This window comes from Flavobacterium sp., from assembly GCF_027482425.1.
Classification (GTDB): domain Bacteria; phylum Bacteroidota; class Bacteroidia; order Flavobacteriales; family Flavobacteriaceae; genus Flavobacterium.
Window position 1 is genome coordinate 57524 of record NZ_JAIXWA010000022.1, and the last position, 22603, is coordinate 80126.

General features: G+C 41.1%; 19 protein-coding genes. 13 read left to right on the forward strand and 6 right to left on the reverse strand.

The features are described from left to right. Positions 1-128: 128 nt before the first annotated feature. Positions 129-1403 carry a serine hydroxymethyltransferase gene (glyA, locus tag Q0037_RS02010; protein ID WP_297514660.1) on the reverse strand — a complete coding sequence of 425 codons (1275 nt, stop codon included), beginning with the start codon at positions 1401-1403 and terminating at the stop codon, positions 129-131. A gap of 113 nt (positions 1404-1516) precedes the next feature. Between glyA and fahA the strand changes: the two genes are divergently transcribed. The 5 genes from fahA to Q0037_RS02035 all read left to right on the forward strand — a co-directional run bounded on the left by fahA (position 1517) and on the right by Q0037_RS02035 (position 6267). After that, complete coding sequence (gene fahA / locus Q0037_RS02015) at positions 1517-2803, forward strand: fumarylacetoacetase (RefSeq protein ID WP_297514662.1); 1287 nt, start codon at positions 1517-1519, stop codon at positions 2801-2803. 5 nt (positions 2804-2808) lie between these two features. Further along, positions 2809-3993, forward strand: coding sequence for a hypothetical protein (locus Q0037_RS02020; RefSeq protein ID WP_297514665.1), 1185 nt, complete (start codon positions 2809-2811; stop codon positions 3991-3993). Between the two features lie 14 nt (positions 3994-4007). Further along, positions 4008-4247 (forward strand): hypothetical protein, encoded by a 240-nt coding sequence (locus Q0037_RS02025; protein ID WP_297514668.1) that lies wholly within the window; start codon positions 4008-4010, stop codon positions 4245-4247. A gap of 69 nt (positions 4248-4316) precedes the next feature. Beyond that, positions 4317-5192, forward strand: a complete 876-nt coding sequence (locus tag Q0037_RS02030; RefSeq protein WP_297514677.1) for a carbon-nitrogen hydrolase — start codon at positions 4317-4319, stop codon at positions 5190-5192. Further along, the gene (locus tag Q0037_RS02035; protein WP_297514680.1) at positions 5182-6267 is read left to right on the forward strand and encodes an agmatine/peptidylarginine deiminase; all 1086 of its coding nucleotides are present in this window, start codon (positions 5182-5184) and stop codon (positions 6265-6267) included. Before Q0037_RS02030 ends, Q0037_RS02035 begins: the two co-directional genes overlap by 11 nt. A 152-nt stretch (positions 6268-6419) precedes the next feature. On the opposite strand, the gene ytxJ is transcribed toward Q0037_RS02035, so the two are convergent. Beyond that, positions 6420-6803: a bacillithiol system redox-active protein YtxJ gene (gene ytxJ, locus Q0037_RS02040; RefSeq protein WP_297514682.1), complete on the reverse strand. Its 384-nt coding sequence runs from the start codon at positions 6801-6803 to the stop codon at positions 6420-6422. A gap of 208 nt (positions 6804-7011) precedes the next feature. On the opposite strand from ytxJ, the gene clpB reads away from it, so the two are divergent. The 3 genes from clpB (at position 7012) to Q0037_RS02055 (ending at position 10754) form a co-directional block, all read left to right on the forward strand. After that, positions 7012-9600 (forward strand): ATP-dependent chaperone ClpB, encoded by a 2589-nt coding sequence (gene clpB / locus Q0037_RS02045; RefSeq protein ID WP_297514687.1) that lies wholly within the window; start codon positions 7012-7014, stop codon positions 9598-9600. Between the two features lie 104 nt (positions 9601-9704). Beyond that, positions 9705-10160, forward strand: a complete 456-nt coding sequence (locus Q0037_RS02050; protein WP_297514690.1) for an RDD family protein — start codon at positions 9705-9707, stop codon at positions 10158-10160. Between the two features lie 75 nt (positions 10161-10235). Further along, the gene (locus Q0037_RS02055; RefSeq protein WP_297514696.1) at positions 10236-10754 is read left to right on the forward strand and encodes a DUF4199 domain-containing protein; all 519 of its coding nucleotides are present in this window, start codon (positions 10236-10238) and stop codon (positions 10752-10754) included. Between the two features lie 41 nt (positions 10755-10795). Here Q0037_RS02055 and Q0037_RS02060 read toward each other — a convergent pair whose 3' ends face one another. Beyond that, positions 10796-13039 carry a M1 family metallopeptidase gene (locus Q0037_RS02060; protein ID WP_297514699.1) on the reverse strand — a complete coding sequence of 748 codons (2244 nt, stop codon included), beginning with the start codon at positions 13037-13039 and terminating at the stop codon, positions 10796-10798. 84 nt (positions 13040-13123) lie between these two features. Here Q0037_RS02060 and Q0037_RS02065 point away from each other — a divergent pair, with 84 nt between their 5' ends. The 3 genes from Q0037_RS02065 to Q0037_RS02075 are packed head-to-tail and all read left to right on the forward strand — an operon-like array spanning position 13124 to position 16394. Beyond that, positions 13124-13687, forward strand: a complete 564-nt coding sequence (locus Q0037_RS02065) for a GNAT family N-acetyltransferase (RefSeq protein ID WP_297514702.1) — start codon at positions 13124-13126, stop codon at positions 13685-13687. After that, positions 13684-14844 carry an ATP-binding cassette domain-containing protein gene (locus Q0037_RS02070; protein ID WP_297514704.1) on the forward strand — a complete coding sequence of 387 codons (1161 nt, stop codon included), beginning with the start codon at positions 13684-13686 and terminating at the stop codon, positions 14842-14844. The genes Q0037_RS02065 and Q0037_RS02070 overlap by 4 nt, the downstream gene beginning before the upstream one ends. A gap of 14 nt (positions 14845-14858) precedes the next feature. Further along, positions 14859-16394 carry a hypothetical protein gene (locus Q0037_RS02075; RefSeq protein WP_297514706.1) on the forward strand — a complete coding sequence of 512 codons (1536 nt, stop codon included), beginning with the start codon at positions 14859-14861 and terminating at the stop codon, positions 16392-16394. A 52-nt stretch (positions 16395-16446) separates the two neighbouring features. Here Q0037_RS02075 and Q0037_RS02080 read toward each other — a convergent pair whose 3' ends face one another. Both Q0037_RS02080 and Q0037_RS02085 read right to left on the reverse strand, forming a co-directional pair. Further along, positions 16447-17955 carry a S8 family serine peptidase gene (locus Q0037_RS02080; protein ID WP_297514710.1) on the reverse strand — a complete coding sequence of 503 codons (1509 nt, stop codon included), beginning with the start codon at positions 17953-17955 and terminating at the stop codon, positions 16447-16449. Between the two features lie 318 nt (positions 17956-18273). Continuing rightward, positions 18274-18459, reverse strand: a complete 186-nt coding sequence (locus Q0037_RS02085; RefSeq protein ID WP_297514714.1) for a hypothetical protein — start codon at positions 18457-18459, stop codon at positions 18274-18276. 173 nt (positions 18460-18632) lie between these two features. Here Q0037_RS02085 and smpB point away from each other — a divergent pair, with 173 nt between their 5' ends. Next, on the forward strand, positions 18633-19085 hold the full coding sequence (smpB, locus tag Q0037_RS02090; RefSeq protein WP_297514718.1) for an SsrA-binding protein SmpB: 453 nt from the start codon (positions 18633-18635) through the stop codon (positions 19083-19085). A 1-nt stretch (position 19086) separates the two neighbouring features. Then, on the forward strand, positions 19087-19452 hold the full coding sequence (locus tag Q0037_RS02095) for a helix-turn-helix transcriptional regulator (RefSeq protein WP_297514721.1): 366 nt from the start codon (positions 19087-19089) through the stop codon (positions 19450-19452). Between the two features lie 38 nt (positions 19453-19490). On the opposite strand, the gene Q0037_RS02100 is transcribed toward Q0037_RS02095, so the two are convergent. Beyond that, positions 19491-22603: transglutaminase domain-containing protein (locus Q0037_RS02100; protein WP_297514727.1), on the reverse strand; the 3113-nt coding region annotated here is incomplete at its 5' end.

A 22603-nucleotide genomic window follows, 5' to 3' on the forward strand; every position in this document is an offset into this window, starting at 1 on the left:
AAATAGGTGAAAATCACCCTAAAATTAAAGAAAAAACCGCTGTCGGACATCCCCAACAACGGTAGTTATTAACACGTTATTAACATTAAAATAAAAGTTATTAATAAATTTATGATAGTTATTAATAATTAGAAGACGAACATAGCGCGTTCCCCCATCAAGGCATTTACCTCTTCAGCTACTTTCGCAATAACAGCTTCATCAGTTGGGTTCATCAAAACGCGATCTATAAAATCAACCACATTTTCCATATCAGCCTCTACCAAACCACGAGTAGTGATAGCAGGAGTTCCCACACGTATTCCAGAGGTTACAAATGGGGACTTATCGTCAAAAGGTACCATGTTTTTATTTACCGTGATATCGGCTTTTACCAATGCATTTTCGGCATCTTTTCCGCTGATTCCTTTGTTGCGCAAATCAATCAACATCATGTGATTGTCGGTACCCCCTGAAATTAAATGATACCCTCTTTCAACAAAGGCATTAGCCATGGCTTGGGCATTTTTTTGAACTTGTAAAGTATATCTAAAAAATTCGTCAGTCAACGCTTCCCCAAACGCAACCGCTTTGGCTGCAATGATATGCATTAATGGACCGCCTTGGTTTCCAGGAAAAACGGACATGTCCAGCACATGCGACATCATACGAATCTCCCCTTTTGGAGTGGTCAAGCCCCATGGATTTTCAAAATCGTTCCCCATCATAATCATCCCGCCACGAGGTCCGCGTAAGGTTTTGTGGGTTGTCGTCGTCACGATATGGCAGTGTGGAATCGGATCGTTTAATAAACCTTTGGCAATCAAACCCGCGGGATGTGAAATATCGGCCAATAATAAAGCACCAACACTATCGGCGATTTCACGGAACCGCTTGAAATCCATATCTCTCGAATACGCTGAAGCACCTGCAATAATCATTTTGGGTTTCTCTCTTAAGGCAATCTCTTGAATTTTATCGTAATTCAATAATCCCGTTTCTTGGTCCACACCATAAAAAACGGGGCGGTATAACTTTCCTGAAAAATTCACTGGAGAACCATGCGTCAAGTGCCCTCCATGCGATAAATCAAATCCCAAAATTGTATCTCCGGGCTTTAAACAAGCGGCAAAAACTGCGGTATTCGCTTGCGAGCCCGAATGCGGCTGTACATTCACATAGGCGGCACCAAACAAGGCTTTGGCACGATCAATTGCAATTTGCTCCACAATATCAACAACTTCACATCCTCCATAGTATCGTTTTCCAGGATAACCCTCAGCATATTTATTGGTCAAACAGGAGCCTGCTGCCTCCATCACTTGATCACTTACGAAATTCTCGGAAGCAATCAGCTCAATTCCATGTACTTGTCGGTCCTGTTCGTCCAGGATTAAATCGAAGATTTGTTCGTCTCGTTGCATTTTTTAAGGGTTTTTCATTAAAGCTCCCCAAAATTACAAATTCTGTTGGTCAAATAGATTGGAACATCTATATTTGGTTGTAAATTTTTCAACAACAAATCAACATCGTACTTATGCCGCATTACGCAAATAACCCCGATCGAAAAACTTGGCTTACTGTTCCCGAAAACAGCGACTTTCCCATTCAAAATATTCCTTTTGGTGTTTTTTTAACCAAAGAAGATGTCATCACTATTGGAACACGAATTGGGGATTTCGCTATAGATATGGGTGCGCTGCAGCAATTAGGCTATTTTAACGACTTGGGACTCCCCGACGATATGTTTCTACAAGACTCCTTAAATGATTTTATTTCTTATGGAAAAAAGACTTGGCGTCAAGTACGTAACCGTATCTCTGATTTATTTGAAATTAACAATCCTACCTTACGTGACAATGTTGAACAGCGCAAGATTGTGATTTTTAATGTGCAAGATGTAGAAATGTTGCTTCCAGTACAAATTGGTGATTACACCGATTTTTACAGCAGTAAAGAGCATGCCACCAACGTAGGAAAAATGTTTCGCGATCCCGAAAATGCATTGCTCCCCAACTGGCTTCACATCCCAGTAGGATACCATGGACGCAGTTCCACCATCATTCCTTCAGGAGTACCCGTGCACAGACCATTAGGTCAAACGCTTCCCGCCGAAGCGACTACGCCTGTTTTTGGCCCTTCCAAATTGGTTGATTTTGAATTAGAAATGGCATTCATTACTACCGATGCGAATATAATGGGAGAACCCGTACCTGTAAAAGAAGCTGAAGATTATATTTTTGGAATGGTACTTTTCAACGATTGGAGTGCGCGCGATATCCAAAAATGGGAATATGTACCGTTGGGCCCCTTCTTGGCCAAAAACTTTGCCTCCTCTATTTCACCTTGGATTGTGATCATGGATGCGCTTGAACCCTTTCGCGTAGCCAGTCCAGCACAAAACCCAAAACCGTTACCCTATTTGCAGCAAGAAGGAAATCATGCTTTCGACATTCATTTGGAAGTGGCTTTGCAACCTGAAAACAGCAGTGAAACTGTTATTTCCCGTTCCAATTTTAAATTTATGTATTGGACCATGGCACAGCAACTCGCGCATCATACCATCAACGGATGCCGCGTCAATTCTGGCGACATGATGGGAAGCGGAACTATTTCAGGCCCCAAAGAAGATAGCTTCGGCTCTATGTTAGAACTAACCTGGGGTGGAAAAAATCCATTACGCCTCAACGATGGTTCTGAACGAAAATTTATTCAAGATAACGATACCGTCATCCTTCGCGGGTATTGTCAAAATGAACGGGTTCGAATAGGCTTTGGAGAATGCAGCAGTAAACTTTTACCTGCGTTGCCTTTTAACGTATAAAAACCATGAAAAAAATTAGTGCATTTTTTATTACCTTCTTTTTAGTTGTAAGTTGTGGTGTTCGCCAAACGGAAAACGCTTTAGCCGAGGGAAATTACGATGAAGCTATTACTATTGCAATAGACAACTTACGCCAACGAAAAGACGCCAAAGAAAAACAAGACTATGTACTTTTTCTCGAAGAAGCCTTTGCCAAAGCCAAAGCACGCGATTTGCAACAAATAGAACTTTGGTTTAAAGAGGCCAATCCTTCCAATACTGAAAAGATTTACAACACCTATGTCGCCTTGCACCAACGGCAGGAACGCATCAAACCCTTATTGCCACTACGAGTAATCAGTCAAAACCGAAATGCCACCTTTGATTTTGATAACTACAGTGATGAAATCGTGAGCAGCAAAAATGCGCTAGCCAAACACCTTTATGACAATGCTAAAGCACTGCTTGCAACTCGAGATAAAATCAATTTTCGTCGGGCTTTCGACGACCTTATCTATTTACAAGAACTTAGCCCCGGATTTAAAGACAGCGCCCAATTAATCGACGAGGCGCGTCAAAAGGGAACCGACTACGTTCATGTATATACAAAAAATGAAACGCAAATGGTCATTCCAATTCGCTTGGAAAATGATTTGTTGGACTTTAGCACCATGGGGCTCAATGATCCGTGGACAGTATACCACAGTAATCGCGTGAAAGGAATTACCTATGATTATGGAATTTTGGTCAATTTTAGAGCCATCAACATTTCTCCTGAACAAGTGAAAGAACGCGAATTTGTAAAGGAAAAGCAAATTAAAGACGGGCAAAAAAGACTTTTGGATGCCAATGGCAATCCCGTGAAAGACCAACAAGAAAATTTCGTGATGGTCGATAATATGAAAAACGTATCGATTACGATTTTTGAATTTCGTCAGTTCAAAACGGTTCAAGTCACTGCCAAAATTGACTATTTGGACCTAAAAACCAATCAATTGCTCAACACCTATCCGTTGAGTAGTGAATTTGTCTTCGAACATATTTATGCCCGTTACAAAGGCAACAAACAAGCCTGTGAAAACAACTATCTTCCCTTTTTCGAACGGGTAGCGGTTCCTTTTCCAAGTAATGAACAAATGGTTGCTGATTCGGGACAAAATCTAAAAAACAAATTAAAAGAAATTATCAGTCGCCATCGTTTGCGAAACTAATCCAAAAAATCCCTTTGATACGAAAAATCATCATCAGCGGCATTACTTTCTCCGTATTACAAGTACTAAATTTTGTACTATGCACGGAAGTTTTTTGTGGCACCTGTGCTTATGATGCTACCCATTTCTTGTTTCAATTCTTTTTTGAAATAGATGCCCTAAATGAGTTCAGCGTTTCGCCTTCCCCAATGAATATTATTATGTGCATAGCAGTTAGCTTGTTGATGGGACTCATCTATCCTGACCGAAAATAAACACAAAAGAAAAGCTTCCCCGATTCACGTTTTATTTTTAGCTATTTTTGCAAAAATTTTTCAAATACTATGGCAAATGTAAATGTAGGTTTGGTACAAATGTCGTGTACGTACGATAAAGCGGCCAACCTTGAAAAAGCAATTCGCGAAGTGCGTGTGGCCGCCGAAAAAGGCGCTCAAATTGTTTGTCTTCAGGAATTATTTACTTCCTTATATTTTTGTGATGTCGAAGATTACGACAACTTCCAATTGGCCGAAGCCATTCCAGGACCTAGTACCGATGCGCTTTCTGAAGTAGCTAAGGAGCTTGGTGTCGTCATTATCGCTTCTCTATTTGAAAAACGCACCCACGGTATTTACCATAATACAACAGCTGTATTGGATGCCGACGGAACCTACCTCGGAAAATACCGCAAAATGCATATTCCCGACGATCCTGCTTTTTACGAAAAATTCTATTTCACACCAGGCGACTTAGGATACAAAATATTCCAAACGAAATTTGCCAAAATCGGTATCTTAATTTGTTGGGACCAATGGTACCCCGAAGCGAGTCGTATTACGGCATTGATGGGTGCCGAAATCTTGTTCTACCCCACTGCCATCGGTTGGGCCACCGATCAAGACGAAGAAATCAACCAAGACCAATACAACGCTTGGCAAACCATTCAACGTTCGCATGCCGTAGCCAACGGTGTTCCCGTAGTCAGCGTTAACCGTGTAGGCTTTGAACAAAATGGCGCCATGAAATTCTGGGGCGGAAGTTTTGTCGCCAACGGTCAAGGAAAATTATTGTACTTAGGGACACACGACCAAGAAGAAACTACGGTCGTACCTTTAGATTTAAACCAATCCGATTATTTCCGCATGCACTGGCCATTCCTAAGAGACCGCCGCATTGATAGCTATGCTCCGATAACCAAACGTTTTATCGATGAAGACTAATTTGGAGACCCCAAAAGCATTAGGCTATTACTTTCCTGCGGAATTTGAACCTCAAGATGCCCTTTGGCTCTCGTGGCCGCATAAAGAAGAATCGTGGCCGGGTAAAATGCATACCATTTTTGATCCTTATGCGGAATTTATTTTGCAAGTAGCTTCGCACCAACGCGTCTGTATTAACGTTGCCGATGCGGTCATGCAAGCTTTCGCCGAACAAAAAATTAAAACTTCTACATACGCCCAAACCATCAGCGATTTCGCCAACCGTTGGGCACGCATCTCTTTTTACCACCATCCTACCAACGATGCATGGTGCCGCGATCACGGTCCGGCCTTTCTTTTGCATAAAACAGAAGCCAAAAAAGCCGTTGTCGATTGGGGGTATAATGCCTGGGGCGGTAAATATCCTCCGTTTGATTTGGATGATGTGATTCCGACAAAAATTGGAGAAAAATTAGGCTTACCTGTCTTCAATCCCGGTATCGTCATGGAAGGTGGCAGTGTGGAATTCAATGGTCGTGGCACGTTAATGACGACCACCGCTTGTTTACTAAACGAAAACCGCAATCCGCATTTGAACCAAGCGCAAATTGAAGAATACCTTCACAACTATTACGGTGTGGACCATATTCTTTGGCTCGGTGATGGCATCATCGGTGACGACACCGACGGCCATATTGACGACATCACGCGCTTTGTCAATGAAGATACCGTACTTACCGTTGTGGAAGAAAATAGAAACGATGCGAACTACGAAATTCTGCAAGAAAACCTTAAACTGTTACACCAAATGCGTTTGGAAAATGGCAAGCAACTGAATGTAGTCGAACTCCCTATGCCGAAACCGGTGATTTATGAGGATCAAATTCTACCCGCTTCGTACGCCAATTTCTACATTTCCAACGAAACCGTCATTGTACCTACGTTCCAAGACTTGAAAAACGACGATCGCGCGTTGGACATCATTCAGCAGTGCTTCCCAACCCGACGCGTCGTGGGCATCAACTCTGTGGATCTGATTTGGGGTCTCGGTAGTTTTCATTGCTTGAGCCAACAAGAACCTTCGATTATTTTATAAAACTAAAGCTCTTCGTTGGGCTTTTTTTATTTTTGGGAGCAAGAACCCCATAGCTTTTAGCGCACCCCACCCGCTTTCCGTTCTATCCCCGATAGCTCGGGAGATGCCACTTCAATCGGGGCTAAAAAAGAACGCATGTACTTCGAAACCACTTACCCAAACGGTGCCAAAGCCGCTACAGCTATGCCTTCATGCGATGCATCATACACCGCTTGCCCGTCCTTAATTACAATCACTTGCGGCGATTGATGTACGACACCCAACCGCTCCGTAATCGCATTGGATATCGGTCGGTATTCCAACAAATCCAAAAAATAAGGTGTGATTTTTCCGTCCAAGTTCCAATCCGATTCAAATTGACGCAACGCCATCCGACTGATACTGCAACGGGTACTGTGCTTAAAAACCACTACAGGATGCTCGTGTGAATCTTGTAGCATCATTTCTAAATCCTTAAGATCGGTTAAGGGATTCCAATGGATTCCTGAAGACGACTCAGTGGAATTTCCATCAAATAAAGATCCGAATAAACTCATAGTTGCTTTTTTTCAAAATTACAAAAAATCAAGCAATACGGGCACTGTCATTGGAAACCCTGTTTCACGCCAAAAAGACAGCTTTAAACGTAAAAAACATTGATTATCAGCCAACTTGACAGCCAGTCCGACTTGGAACACTTATTGACTCACTTATCATAGCGTTTTCAAAACGTTTAATCCACAACACACACAAGAGGACCCTATTATGAATTTAAAAAACTTAACCATCAAGTCCCAAGAAGCCGTGCAACAAGCCCAACAAATTGCACAAACCTACGGACACCAACAACTCGAAAACGAACATCTTTTCAAAGGAATTTTGGAAGTCGATGAGAACGTGACGCCTTTTCTTTTGAAAAAGCTGAACGTCAATGTCGAGTTGTTTCAACGCATTTTAGACAGTACCTTACAAAGCTTCCCCAAAGTAACAGGAGGTGAAATCATGCTGTCCCGTGAAGCCAATACTGCTTTAACCGAAGCGGGTATCATTGCCAAAAGAATGAACGATGAATATATTTCCATCGAACATTTAATCCTAGCCATTTTTAAAACCAAGAGTAAAATCGCTCAAATCTTAAAAGACCAAGGCGTTACTGAAAAAGGTCTCGAAACCGCTATTGCTGAATTACGCAAAGGCGAACGCGTTTCTTCAGCTTCTGCGGAAGAAACTTACAACGCCTTGAATAAGTATGCCAAAAACCTGAATGAGTTAGCCCGAACAGGAAAACTCGACCCCGTGATTGGTCGCGATGAAGAAATCCGTCGTGTACTGCAAATTCTCACCCGTCGCACCAAAAACAACCCGATGTTGATTGGGGAACCCGGGGTGGGAAAAACAGCGATCGCCGAAGGACTCGCCCACCGTATTGTCGATGGCGATGTACCCGAAAACTTGAAAGATAAAATCGTCTATTCCCTCGACATGGGTGCCCTAATTGCAGGAGCAAAATACAAAGGCGAATTTGAAGAACGCCTGAAATCTGTGGTAAAGGAAGTAACCTCTGCCGAAGGTGATATCGTCTTGTTTATTGACGAAATCCATACCTTAGTCGGAGCCGGCGGTGGCGAAGGCGCTATGGATGCTGCCAACATATTAAAGCCGGCTTTAGCCCGTGGCGAACTCCGTGCCATTGGAGCGACAACCTTAGACGAATACCAAAAGTATTTTGAAAAAGACAAAGCTTTGGAACGCCGTTTTCAAAAAGTCAATGTCGACGAACCCGATACGGAAAGTGCCATCTCTATTTTGCGCGGGATCAAAGAGAAATACGAAACCCATCACAAGGTTCGTATCAAAGACGACGCGATTATTGCCGCGGTAGAACTGTCTCAACGTTACATTACCAATCGTTTCCTTCCCGATAAAGCCATTGACTTAATGGACGAAGCGGCTTCAAAATTGCGTATGGAAATCAATTCGAAACCCGAAGAATTGGATGTGCTCGATCGTAAAATCATGCAATTAGAAATCGAGATTGAGGCGATTAAACGCGAACAAGACGAAACCAAATTAAAGTCGTTAGGCTTGGATTTGGCCAACTTAAAAGAAGAGCGCAATAAAATATTTGCCCAATGGAAGTCGGAAAAAGAAGTTGTAGAAAACATCCAAAGTGTAAAACAAGACATCGAGGATTACAAATTGGAGGCCGAGCGAGCTGAACGGGAAGGCGATTACGGGAAGGTAGCCGAATTGCGTTATGGAAAAATCAAAGAAGCCCAAGAACAACTCAATGCTTTACAACTTCAATTACAAGAAAATCAGAAGGGTAATTCCTTGATTAAAGAGGAAGTTACCCATGATGATATCGCCGAGGTGGTGGCCAAATGGACAAGCATTCCCGTGACCAAAATGCTGCAAAGCGAACGCGATAAGTTGCTGAAATTGGAAGACGAACTTCACAAACGGGTCGTTGGTCAAGAAGAAGCCATTGCTGCCATCAGTGATGCCGTACGCCGCAGTCGAGCCGGATTACAAGATGCCAAAAAACCGATTGGCTCCTTCCTATTTTTAGGAACTACAGGTGTCGGTAAAACCGAATTGGCAAAAGCGCTTGCCGAATACCTTTTTGACGATGAAAATGCGATAACCCGAATCGACATGAGTGAATACCAAGAACGCCACAGCGTGAGCCGTTTGGTAGGTGCCCCTCCGGGTTATGTAGGCTATGATGAAGGGGGGCAATTAACCGAAGCGGTGCGCCGAAAACCCTATAGTGTGGTGTTGTTGGACGAAATTGAAAAAGCGCATCCCGATACCTTCAACATCCTATTGCAAGTCTTGGATGAAGGGCGTTTAACCGACAACAAAGGACGCTTAGCTGACTTCAAAAACACGATCATCATCATGACTTCAAATATGGGCAGTGCGATTATCCAAGAGAAGTTTGAAAACCTCAAAGGAAACCTAGAAACGGCAGCCGAGTTGGCCAAAGTCGAAGTCTTAGGACTTTTGAAACAAACGGTGCGCCCCGAATTCTTGAACCGTATTGATGAGATTGTAATGTTCACACCTTTGACCCAAGATAACATTCGTCAAATCGTGCATTTGCAATTGAAAAACGTCACCAAAATGTTGGCGCAACAACACATTACCATGGATGCCACTCCCGAGGCTGTCGATTATTTGGCGACCAAAGGGTATGATGCCGAGTTTGGTGCTCGACCTGTAAAACGGGTGGTCCAACGCGAAGTCTTGAATCAATTGTCTAAAGAAATATTAGCCGGGACCATCACCACCGACAGCATCATCCTATTAGATAGCTTCGATGGAAAATTAGTCTTCCGCAATCAATAATACATAATTAAAAAGGTTGGTTTAGTTGAAAACCTAATGTGCACTTCGGTGCGGGTTAGGTTTTTTTTTGTTCCCTTTAAATTTGTACTTTTCAACAAAAAAATATGGAATATTCACTCTATGCCACCGCCACTCCTGGGAAACGTCTTGCGGCCTACCTCGTTGACATCGTTCCTATTATAATCATTGTTTTATGTTATTACTATTGGGTTCACGGATTTTCAATTTGGGATGTCCATTTGAAAAAAGAAAATCCTGAAGGCTACGCCACCCTTCGAAGCGCAATTCGCCTGCACGCATTTGGATTTTGGACGTTGCTTTGCTTTATTCTCGAAGCCTCACCATGGCAAGGAACATGGGGTAAACGGTTAATGGGCATCAAAGTGGTAAATGGAATGAATGAACGATTAAGTTGGGAACAATCCCTCAAGCGAAATGTATTTAAAGTTCCAGCCTATTTGCTTTTTGGACTTGGATTCATTTGGATACTCCTCAACAAAAATCGCTCAGGAATTTATGATGCATTTGCCCATACCAAGGTGGTAAACCGCTGGGAATAATTAGATTTAGAATACTATTTTGACTAAACTATTTTTTTGTACGTTTACATGACCTAACTAAAAAACAAAGAACGTATGAAAAAATATGTTTTACGCTACAGTATAATCGCCTCCCTAATTATTGTAGTATGCATGATCATCTCAACGGTTTTGTATGCCCATTATAACCAAAAACCAGCTTCAATGGCCATTGGTTTCGCAGGCATGCTGCTGGGATTCTCAGCCATTTATTTTGCATTAGAACGTTACAAAAGAGACCATTTAGGACATCTCCCCTTTTTGGAAGCGCTAAAAATCGGTCTTAGTATTGCAGTTATTGCATCGCTCAGTTATACGATAGTTTGGATGCTTGAATTTCAATGGGTATTTCCCAATTTCATGGAACAATTTTCTGCCGATCAAATAGCGCAACTCAAGGCTTCAGGTTTAACAGGCGAAGCGCTTCAAACGGAATTAAATAAAGTTTCAGAAATGGCAGAAAACTACAAAAATCCATTATTTCGTTTTGGGATAACGTTTTCAGAGATATTCCCATTTGGATTGATGATTGCGTTGTTAGCCGCCTTTATTTTACGCAAAAACAAAACTTCCTAAAAAAAGAAAACCCTCAAAAATTAATGAGGGTTTCTTTTTATTTATTTATCACGTGTAAATCCAAAACTTTGTTTGCCCACCGTGAGCACAAATCCTTGTTTATCATCGGTGAATTGAATACTTAATTCGGCAGGTTCGAACGTAAACAAATGATTGCCTTTATCTTCAAGCGGAATCGAAGGTTGCCCTGCTGCATTCAACATCAAATTGCCATCGTCTTCGGTCAACTCTATTTTCAACGGAATTAGTGCACTTGAATAGTTCCCGGTATACGCCGAAAAATCTTTTGTTTTTGCAATGCCATCCTTTTGTAATGTCCAAGTGTTGTTTTCTGAATTGACATCGGGGTAATCATGGTCAGGATCCAACGTAATAGAGGTCAAAGCTTCTGTTGAAGGAATACGGAAGGTCCAATATACATTGCGTTTCCAAATCTCAACTGGTAACGAAAGACGTCCTGTGGCCCCCGACTCCGTTTTATACTCAATGACTACGGGCATCGGCATACGCTCTAAGTTGGCAATCGTAACGATGGCACCGCGCTTTGGGTCGTTTTTCTCATAACGCACTTTCTTGATGGCTTGATCGGCGCGCCAATTGTTGTAAAACCAACCGCGCCATAACCAACTTAAATCTTCACCGCTCACATTTTCCATCGTACGGAAAAAATCTTCCGGTTGCGGATGCTTATACGCCCAACGCTCAATATATGTACGCAACGCAAAATCAAAACGCGCTTCACCCAAAATATTTCGCAACATCGTCAAACCAGCACCCGGTTTGTAATACGCTAGAATCCCTAAATTATCCTCTTGCATATTGTCGGGAGCAGCCATGATAGGTTCCATACTTGGATTCATCAATATATCAGCTGCGGCATGCATATCTTCTTTGGGTTGACGGTATTCGCTATTATTAAAATCTTGCGAACTTATGGAGTTGATAAATGTATTCAATCCTTCATCCATCCAAGCGAATAGGCGCTCGTTGGAACCTACAATCATGGGGAACCAAATATGACCAAACTCGTGATCGGTCACTCCCCAAAGATCGGCACCTTTCGATTCCCAACTACAAAAAACAATCCCAGGATACTCCATCCCGCCTTCATTTCCGGCGACATTGATGGCCGTAGCATAGGGATATTCATACCAGCGTTTGGAATAATTTTCAATAGAAGCTTTGGTATATTCGGTTGAACGTGCCCAAGCGCCTTGTCCATCACTTTCTATAGGATAGGCCGAAATGGCTAACGATTTTTTACCACTAGGCAAATTTATACGTGCCGCATCGATAATAAAAGCTGGGGAGGAAGCCCAGGAAAAATCGCGGGAATTACTGATTTTAAATTTCCACGTAAGTTGTTTTTTTGCAGTAGGTCGCGAATCGGGTAGGCTAATTTCACTGGCGCCACGAATAATTACTGTGGCATCGCTGTTTTTGGCTGTATTCCATCGCTTTACTTGCTCGGGGGTGTATACCTCGCTAGGATTTAATAATTCACCAGAAGCTACTACGATATGGTTGGAAGGTGCTGTGATGGAAACTTCAAAATCACCATACTCCAAGTAAAACTCCCCCGCGCCTTGGTAAGGATGGGTATTCCAACCGCGAACATCGTCATACACACACATGCGGGGATACCATTGCGCCATCGTAAAAATGCGACCGTTTTGGGTCTCGAGAACACCCATACGGTCTGACCCATAATCGGGCGAAACAAAGGAAAAATCCATTTTTAATTTGATCTTCGTTCCGTTCCCTGCCAAACCTTGGGGTAATTTGATTTGCATACGAGTATCGGTGATGGTAAAGGACAACTCTTTTTCCGACGTTTTACCGTTGATTAGGGTGATCATTTTTAGCGATTTGATTTGAAAACCGCCGTCAAAATCCTGACCCTTTGCACCGTTTCGGCTACCTTTCATGGGGATAACCGCATTGCCGCGCGAATCTTTTTTAAATAGATTTTGATCCAAATTCAGCCACAAAAATTCCAATTTATCAGGACTGTTGTTCGTATACGTCAAAAACTCAGTTCCTGAAACTTCTTTGGAATCCGCATTAAGTGTAACGGCTATTTGATAATCGGCACGATTTTGCCAGTACTTGGGTCCGGGTTGCCCACTCGCCGATCGGGTATCGGTTCCATTTTTGGTGTAAAAATGATTTCCGAACGCTTCATTGTAATCGTAAATAGATTCTGGACGTTGCTGCTGGGCTAAGGTCACTGTCGAAAACAATCCCAAGAGTCCCAAAAAAAGGGGTTTTAATACGCGTTTCATGCTTGTAAAAATTAAGTACAACAAATAAATGAAAAAAAGTGCCATTTTCCTTGGGATTTAACTAATTTCACACAAAGCAAAACCATGGCATCGCTATTTGTTCCTTTTCCACACCTTGAAACCCAGCGTTTATGTCTACGTCCATTACGTCCTTCCGATTGGGAAGCGGTAGTAGCGCTGCGAGGTAATCCTGAGAGCATGTGTTTTATTCCACGACCGATGATTACCGATAAAGCAAGTGCCTTGACGATGATTGAAATGATACAACAAAAAATCGATGAGGGAACAGGTATTAACTGGGTGATTACTGAAAAAGAAGCCGATGAAATGTTGGGAATTATAGGACATTATCGCATAAAACCCGAACATTTTCGCAGTGAAATTGGGTATATGCTGCTTCCCAAAGCGCAAGGAAAAGGGTATGCAAAAGAAGCCGTTCAAGCCATGCTTATCTATGGATTTGAGCAGCTGGATTTACACTCCGTAGAGGCAGTGATTGACCCCGAAAATGAAGCTTCCATCAAGGTAATAGAAAAACTAGGTTTCGTCAAAGAAGCCCATTTTATAGAAAACGAATACTTTAACGGACGTTTTTGGGACGCTTTGGTATACTCTTTGTTAAAACGTAATTTTAAGCCAATTGTATGAATGAATTTGAAAAACAATTTCAAGAAATCGAGGATTATTTGAAATTTGAAGACTATCCTTTGGTTATCAAGCGATTAATTGATTTTACTTTGGATACAGAAACCCTGTCGTTCTATCAAGAGATGAATCAATTTTTGGATTGGTTGGACCTCAACGGATCAGATACTGTGAGGCAAACAACGCGTATACGTCAATTGATTGATGCGCTGTATGCCTTTTTAAATGAAAAACCACAGGCGTCCCGTCAATTGCTCGTGTCGCTAAAAGAAGTAGTAAAAAGTTACGGCACTGGTCGCTTTGGGTTGGGACCAATTCACTTGGAATTGTATACAGGTCAAATTGTTGGACTCGTCGGAGAAAATGGTAACGGTAAAACTACGCTTTTGCGAAGCCTTTGTGGTGAATTGCAACCTACTGGGGGAACAATTACCTATCATTTCAATTACACCGATCGCTACGATCTACGGACGCAATTGGTCTACATTCCCCAACGAACGGATACGTGGTACGGCTCGATGTATCACAACCTCATTTTGACAGCTGCTTCATATGGGTATGCTCCTGAAATGATTGAACCGTTGACCCAATTGATTATCGCTCGATTGGGATTGCGAAAATATCGTTTACACCCTTGGAACAGTTTATCATCGGGATATAAAATGCGTTTTGAATTGGCCCGAATGTTGTTGCGAAAACCCAAGTTATTGTTAATTGACGAACCTTTGGCCAACTTAGACATCTTGGCCCAACAAACAATTTTGGAGGATTTCAGAGGCATTGCAAAATCGCCTTTTCGACCCATTGGTATTGTACTGAGTTCGCAACAATTGTATGAAGTGGAAAAAACCTCCGATCAAGTCGTATTTTTGAAACAAGGTGAACAAAAAAACCTGCGAAAGGAAGCGCATTCAGAAGAGGAAACTCCTGAAAATTTCTTAGTTATAGAATTTGAAAGTTCGCTTACACAAGGAGAATTAGGAAACTTATTACAACCCCTTGGGTTAGAAAGTTTGCAGTTCAACGGCGGTACATTTATCGCTACTTTTCCTGAATCGGTAACTCGTTTACAATTTTTGGAATGGGTGACCCGTCACGAAATTCCGATGCCTTACTTTAGAGATATTTCACAATCTACCCGTCGCTTTTTTGTTTCTTAAATTCCTTTACCCTTATGTTTAAATCGATTCAACAACGCCTTTTACTGCGTTATCCCCTACTTTGGAATACCAAGATTGTTCCCTTGGGAGCCCTACTTTTGGCGTTAAATTTGTGTTTTTTTATATTAGGATTCGCCATCAACGGAATTTCATTTGAGGACACCCATCGCAATTTTTTTGATTTCGATGCAACGCTTGTCTTACTCTCTATAGTAATTTCGTTACTCGTACTGATTTTGTGGCTGGTGAATTATTTTAAAAATAATTTGCTAAAATCTTTTTACCCTACCACAAAATACCATGTATTTAAAGAATGGGGATTAATTTTTCTACTTTGCTTTGGACTTACCTCCCCTATTTTTTGGTATAATCTCGGTAAAGAAACGCGCTATCGCAGTTATTTTTCGCGCGAAGAATTAGAAAAACGATGCGCTACGTTACGAGCAGGATCATTCTTTGTGGACGGGTCCTATACCTACCATGAGACTGACGAAGCTGTGGTCGTTGAAGAGGCTCTGGTAGCCGACACTGTGGAGGTTGATAGTGTGGAAACCAACATCGAGGCGCAAAATTATTTCATGTACCGTGGAAAAAAATACAAAAAAACTTCACTACTCAATAAAAACGTCAACAGTTACACGATTTTTGATGAAAAAAGTGACTCGCTTGCCATTGAAAAATTAAAATTATGGTTGGTTACCCAACAGAAAGATTCGTTAAAAAAACTCTTTACCGATTATTTAAAAATTGTCAAAGAACATCAATTGGAAGCCAATATTAATGCAGATGAATGGCTTACCTTAATCAACGATTACCCTTTGTTCGAAAAAAGTCATACCATAGGTCCTCGATTGACCAATGATGAATATTATCCCACTATGTATAACAATCAAACCGTGGTGCGCGATACCATCGATCGCTATATTGCTCGGGACAAAACGGGAACTGAACAAGAATTTTACAAATATTATGTGCCAGAGAAGCATTTGAATTTTAACTACGATCGCATGGCCGATGCTCATGAAGATCCCGATATTAATTTGGAAACACTAATCATCCCCGTATATTTTGCGTTGGGGCTTTCACTACTCATATTATCATTTCGGGTCACCTCGGGTCGTTCGTGGTTGATTGGTTTGATTGCTGTTATTATACTCAACATCGTTTTGGGAATTTGCAGCGTAATCATTAGTTCCTCCTATACCTATGGGATTGGCTATTGTATCGTGTTTGTCATTGTGAGTGTGTTGTTTTTTAACACTGTGGGGCAAAACCGAACCAAAGGCTATTCGGGCGTTGTACTAAATCTTTTCTTATGGTTATTACCAGGAGTAATTCCTATTTTCTATTTGCTAATTCACTCCTATTTAACGTTGCAATACAATGCGATTAACAGCGTTAATTTACATAACTTAAAACACTACAAATATGCGCAATGGATGGAAAATCATGTGTTTGAAATCAATTGGATGAATATTTTTCTGCTGAGTTTGGTACTATTTTTTATCGGTAAAAAAATAAGACTATGGCGTGGTATTGCTGAAGCATAAAAAAAGGCTGTCTTTTTATGGAGACAGCCTTTCTTTTTTGAAATTTATTTATTTATTGGACGGCTAACGATGCATTGATATTTCCAAATCCGTATTGACTGTTCCGTATTGGAAAATAAGTAGCCGACTGACGCATTTTGGCCAAAACCTGATCGCGGTTCCATGTTGGATTTTTAGACCAAACCAAAGCGGCAATCCCCGCAGTTGTGGCTGTAGCTACCGACGAACCCCCAACGTAATCGGATAAATTTTCATAAAAACTGCCAATAGGAACCGTATTCCCTGATGTTGAACGTTGCATTTGTACGGTAAATTGAATCTCACTTCCGCTGTGACATACATCGCATTTCTGATTGGATGTTCCTTCTTTTACGCCTGTAACAGCTACAACCTCTGGCATCCAAGCCGGAAAAATGACCCCCACAAAATTGGTAAAGCTTGTTGATGTTCCGCCCGCACAGAAAATTAATTTTCCACGACTGTGGGCATAACGAACGCCATCTTCAATGCGCCCTACCGAAAAAATATGTCCCATAGACATTGAAATAATACGAACAGCTGGGTTATTCCCCAAAGCGGTAAAAGCATTTTTTACCCCATTTTGCTCATGGTACCCATCGAGCACCACATTGGAAGCAGCGCGGTAGGTAATCAAATTGGCATTATAAGCAACACCAACAGGCAATCCGCGATCGTTTCGTGGCCCAGCAGCTACCCAAGCCATACTAGTGCCGTGACCACAGCGGTCGTTGGGTCCATCGGTAGTGGTACTCCAAGGCCAAATTGAATCGACAAAGGTGCCAAATTTTTGGATGGAACGCCCTGTAGAAGCACCGTTATTGAAGTTAGACCCCAACAAAGACTGTGAAGGAGACGTCCCTGTATCTACGATTCCAATGGTGATACCACGACCTGTCGATTGTGCCCAAGCTGCAGGAATTTGATGCTGATTGAAGGTCCAAGGCACGCGAGCATTGGGTGTAACGGTTGAAAAATCAGCGGAATTTAAAGTTTCAGCATCATACCCACAACCTGAACTCGTCGAACTCTCGGGAGCCATTTGGGTATCGGATACTGAAAAATAACGAAAATCCGCCGGTTCTACATAACGCACCAAACCCGATCGACGTAGCGCTGCAACCGTTTCTTGTTTTTCAATATACACATCAAAAAGATTCAAAAACGGATCGCTATACATCAATACTTCTTCCTTGGTTTTTCCCTCATAATGCGCTATCATTTGCACCAATTGATTTTGTAAATTTTGGGATTGTGATGTCTTGGTGCGATCAAACTGTTGCGCCGTCATTCCAAAACCGATAGTAGCAAGTTTATTCCCTTTTAAGATGGCACTCCACACCATTCGTGTAGAAGCCGATTTCCATGTAAAGTGCATTCCAGCTTGAATAGATTCATCAATTTTTGCTTTAATTTCCTGCGCTGTCATGGGTTCCCGTTGCGTTTCGGCAATCGTAATTTCTTCGTAGCCTTTATCCTCAGAACACGCTGTAGTAGAAAAGACGAGGGCCGCAAAAAACAGTGGAATAATTTTTCGAATCATAATTTTGTTTGTTGGTTACCTCACGAAGTTACTAATTTTAAATCAATTGTATAAAAAAAGGTCACCCCAAAAAGCGGTGACCTTCTCGTTCGATTCCTCGAAACGAACCAATAATTCTAAATTATTAGGAAACTAAAATAAAAACTTCACTCCTACGCGCAAGCCTCCTAAGGAACGTGTACCGGGATTTAAGCAAAAGGATTGAAATTAACTGAAAAATCACTGGTACTGTCACCTACATTGGGTTTATTGGACGTTGACGTTGCATTGAATAAAGAAAATAATGTTTCAACGGTCATCCATTTATTGACAAAAAAGTCAAAACGGGTCAAACAAAGTCACCTTGAAAAGCAATTTGAAAAACACCACGAGTGGAACAAAAGTTGACGAAGTGGTTTCAGAAGTACCATTGTCATCTTTGGCGAATGACATTTGACCTCCAGCCCACCAAGTGCCTTCCAATCCTTTGTATTCTTTATTTTGTGCTTTTCTGTTCCAACTCATTAAGGCTACAGCTGCTATTAAAAAAATTTTTTTTATTTTGTTTTTTGTTAAAAATTGTCGGGATAAATGTACCCGCATCAAAGCAGCAAAAACCTGATATTAATCATCGTTTCGCTATTTTTTTTCAGGTAAAATAGCTCCCTTTTTATTGGGTTTTATTGTACCTTTACCCCATGATTAAAGAAGTTTCGATACAAAATAAACGCGCGCGATTTGACTATGAAATCCTTGAAACCTACACGGCTGGGATTGTGTTGACGGGAACAGAAATTAAGTCGATTCGATTGGGAAAAGCGCAAATTGCTGAAAGCTTCTGCGAATTTCATGGACACGAACTTTTTGCCATCAATACGTATATTGAAGAATACGCGTTTGGCACTGCATTTAATCACCAAACGCGCAGTGAGCGTAAATTGCTTTTAAATAAAAAAGAATTAAAATCACTGGCTAGAAAAGTTGAAACTAAAGGATTAACCATCGTTCCGCTTCGATTATTTACCAATGAAAAGGGATTGGCCAAATTGGACATTGGTTTGTGCCGCGGAAAGAAAAACTACGATAAAAGGGAAACCTTAAAAGATCGCGATACACAACGGGATATTGACCGTTTAAAAAAGGCGTTTTAGTATGCTGGATCAACTTTTGAAACAGGGTCGCGAAGTTTCAGGCCTATCCACACGAGCATTAGCCCACCTATCGGGGATTGACCAAGCGTTAATCAATAAATTTGAAAATGGCAACCGGATTCCCACCCAAGCACAAGCGCGTTTATTGGCCGCATTGCTGGGTATAGAACTTCAGCCAGTACTGGTCGCTTGGTACCGGATAAAACTATTACACCTCATTGATTTTAACCCTGAAGCTATAGAGGCAATCACAGGGATTCTGGAAGAAAAAGGGCTGAATTTGGCTAAAAGCAATGAAAAAGAAGCACAAATTGCGTCCATCCTATCAGAGATTGATCTATTAAAAAATCGCTTGCAAAACCTATAAAAAAATCCGGAGCTACAACTAACTCCGGATTTTCTATTTTATTTGAAGCCTACGATTTGCTCTTCGGCTGCAATCACATCTTCTACATATTTTTTGTAGTTGAGATATTCGGCCGTATCGATGTCGTTCCAGTCCAAGGTCACATCACGCGTTACTTTTAACACATTCGGACTCACACTTTCAAAACGCAAACTATACGAGTGTCCTTTATATTGGAAGGTTTTACTCTCAGGAATCTCCGAAAACTTCTTCCCTGTAGGAATGGTCAAAATAACCTCGCTGTGGTACGCATTGGAATTTTCATACTTAAAGTATTGAATCGGGTAATTACGTTTATCGAGTGCCACGATATCGCGGGTGTACACTTTATCCAAAAACGGAATCTCAGTGATTTTTAAGTTCCCTACATTTTGCAAACGCTCGGCAATGGTGAAACGCGTTTCAAAAGTGATTCCTTTTTCATAGGTATCGTTTTGAATGGATTTTGCGCTTTGGAACGTTACATTCTTCTTCAGCTTATTGTTGTAATCTTCTTCAATACGCTTTTTACGAATATCTTCGGTTGTCGCTTCAGAGAACAGCTCGTTGTAATACGATTTATTGGCTCCTTCAACGGTAAACGTGTTGACAAAGGTTTTTACGTTATCATCCAATGTCACTTCTGTTTTGGCACGCGCCACATTGCGAAGGGCATTGTCAAAAGGAATGCGAATAATTTGCGACTTCTCATTTTCAGCTTTGTCAAACGAAATAACCAAAGCATTGGCGGTATACAAACTGCTGGGCAACGCCTTAAACGGTAAATATTTATCGGTCAATTCTAAGAAATGATCTTTGCCATCCAAAGTGACTTTCACAATACAATGGTTGAACTCATTGGTTGGAAGAGCCATAGAAGAAAATCCGTTATCATTAGTCATCACCAAAACTAAATTGGATTTCAAACCCGCTTGCTCTGCCAAAGCCACAAACAAAGTGGAAACGTCTTTACAATCGCCCAACTTAGTAGTAATGGTTTTGGAAGGTTTTTGAGGAACGTGACCACTTTGTCGGAAGTCTTGAGAACTGTACTTGATATTGCTTTCAATGTAGGTATAAATAGCCTTCGCAATGGCCTCTTGGGTCATTCCAGCCACTCCTTTCGGGAAAATCTCAGCAAAGGTCTTACGCGTTACTTTATCCTGCTTCAATTGCTTTTTTACCAAATCAGAATACCAGTTTGAAATTTCTTTCCAACTTTTAATCGTTCCAATACGAATCGTGTTGGTTAAATCCGAATTGTCGGCCGCATACGGTTCTTGCAATGGCATAGCGGCAACATTGGTACGTTTGTACAAGGTGAGATTCCTTCCGTTAATTTTCTTTTGAATTGGAGTCACATTTCCGTTAGAAAAATGCGTTAAAAATTGAACATCTTGCGGATAAATTATCCCAAAAATCACTTCAACAGCGGGATAAAAACTATTGAAATAGCAAGAAACATCAAAATCGCGGTAAAAACGACCATACGAGTTTTCATAACGCTCATACTGAATAAAAATCACATCGCCTACTTTTAAATCGGTAAATACCAACGTTCCACTACCCTCTTCAGCTGGGACAATGGTACCGTCTTGTTTGATCACTTCCGACTTTAAAAGCGAATTGCGATACGATTGCATATCGTATTCTTTCATTTCCTCAATGCCTTGCTCAGAAGTAATTTCATAGAGGTAGGTTACTTTTGACTTACGCCCCCCTTCAGGAAGCACGTTAACAATATATTCGTCCAACAAAACGGTAACCCCAAAATCGCCTTTTAAAGTCGTATTGCGTCGTTTTTTGATAATTTCATAAATGTCTTTGGAAGCCACTTCCTCGATTTCATCCGGTGTTTTGGTCATGTCATACAACTGTTTACGCAAATTACTGTTCCCTGAATTGTGGATCAATGACTTACGGAAATACACCTCCGCTTCTTTGAGTTTGTTTTGGTTGTTATAAATCGTCCCTTTTTGTTGCATCAAACGGAATGAATAGGGGAAGTTTTGCAAGGCCCGATCAATTTCTACCATCGCTTCATCATAGCGTTTTTCCTTGATTAACAAATCGGCATAATCATCGCGCAATCCATTGTGGAAAGGATAACGGTCGGACACTTCTTTGTTCAATCGCATCACATCTTCTTTGCGGTTGGCATCGTCATAGTAGGAAATCAAATTCTTTAAGGCTGTGAAATTTTCTCTCTTGGAAAGCATCTCCTCCATCATAGCAATGGCTTTACTTTTATCATTTTTCAAACGCTCATACACGTTGATAAAGGAAGTGATGTAAAATTCATTGTAGTTTGAATTCGAAAATAACTCTTCAAGCTTTGCAGTCATTTGATTTAAATCGGATTTTCGTGACGCTAGAATAAAATCAAAAACCGTGTTGATCGCTTCCGATTGAACAGATTTCAGTTTCTCTCTAAACTTCTCCAATTCAATGATGGAGGTAGCACGCAACCAATCGCTGTCTTGCACTTTCATCAAGAAATTGTAATAATACCCTTCATCATTGACCTCAATATTTTTGGCCAACTCTTCTGACTTTTGATCTTCATCGCGATTGTTCAAATTGGCAATTTGCATCACCTGTATTAAAGAAGACTTGGGATAAAGCTTTGTTAATTCCTCAATGATATCGGTCGCTAACTCGTTTTTACTGTTGTTGTTATAGGCTTCAAAAAGTAAAATTTTATACAACACATTATCGGGATTCTGAGCTATTTTTTGTTTAAAAAAGGCTTCATGTTCCACTTCCAATTCTACAGGATTGAGTTGCTCAAAAGTAGATTTTTGATAGGGTTTAAATGTATTGTATTTGTTCAACCCTTGAATTTCATTGCCTTGAGCGTCCAAAAGCGACACAAAGAAATTGTCGTTGGAGCCATCGGTGGATATTTTTACCAACAAACGATTCATTCCTTGTGGCAAGGTAAACTTCATTCGAAAGGCATTCATGTCGGTCGCGTCAACATCATTGTTGCTATAAATTTCGGTATCGTTGAGGAAGAACTTTATGGAACTGCTTGCTCCAAAATTCAAATATACTTCTTGTGCTTTGGGATTGTCCAAAAACAATTGGGCATACATTATTCCATCGCCATACTCGGCTTCGTTATTAAAAA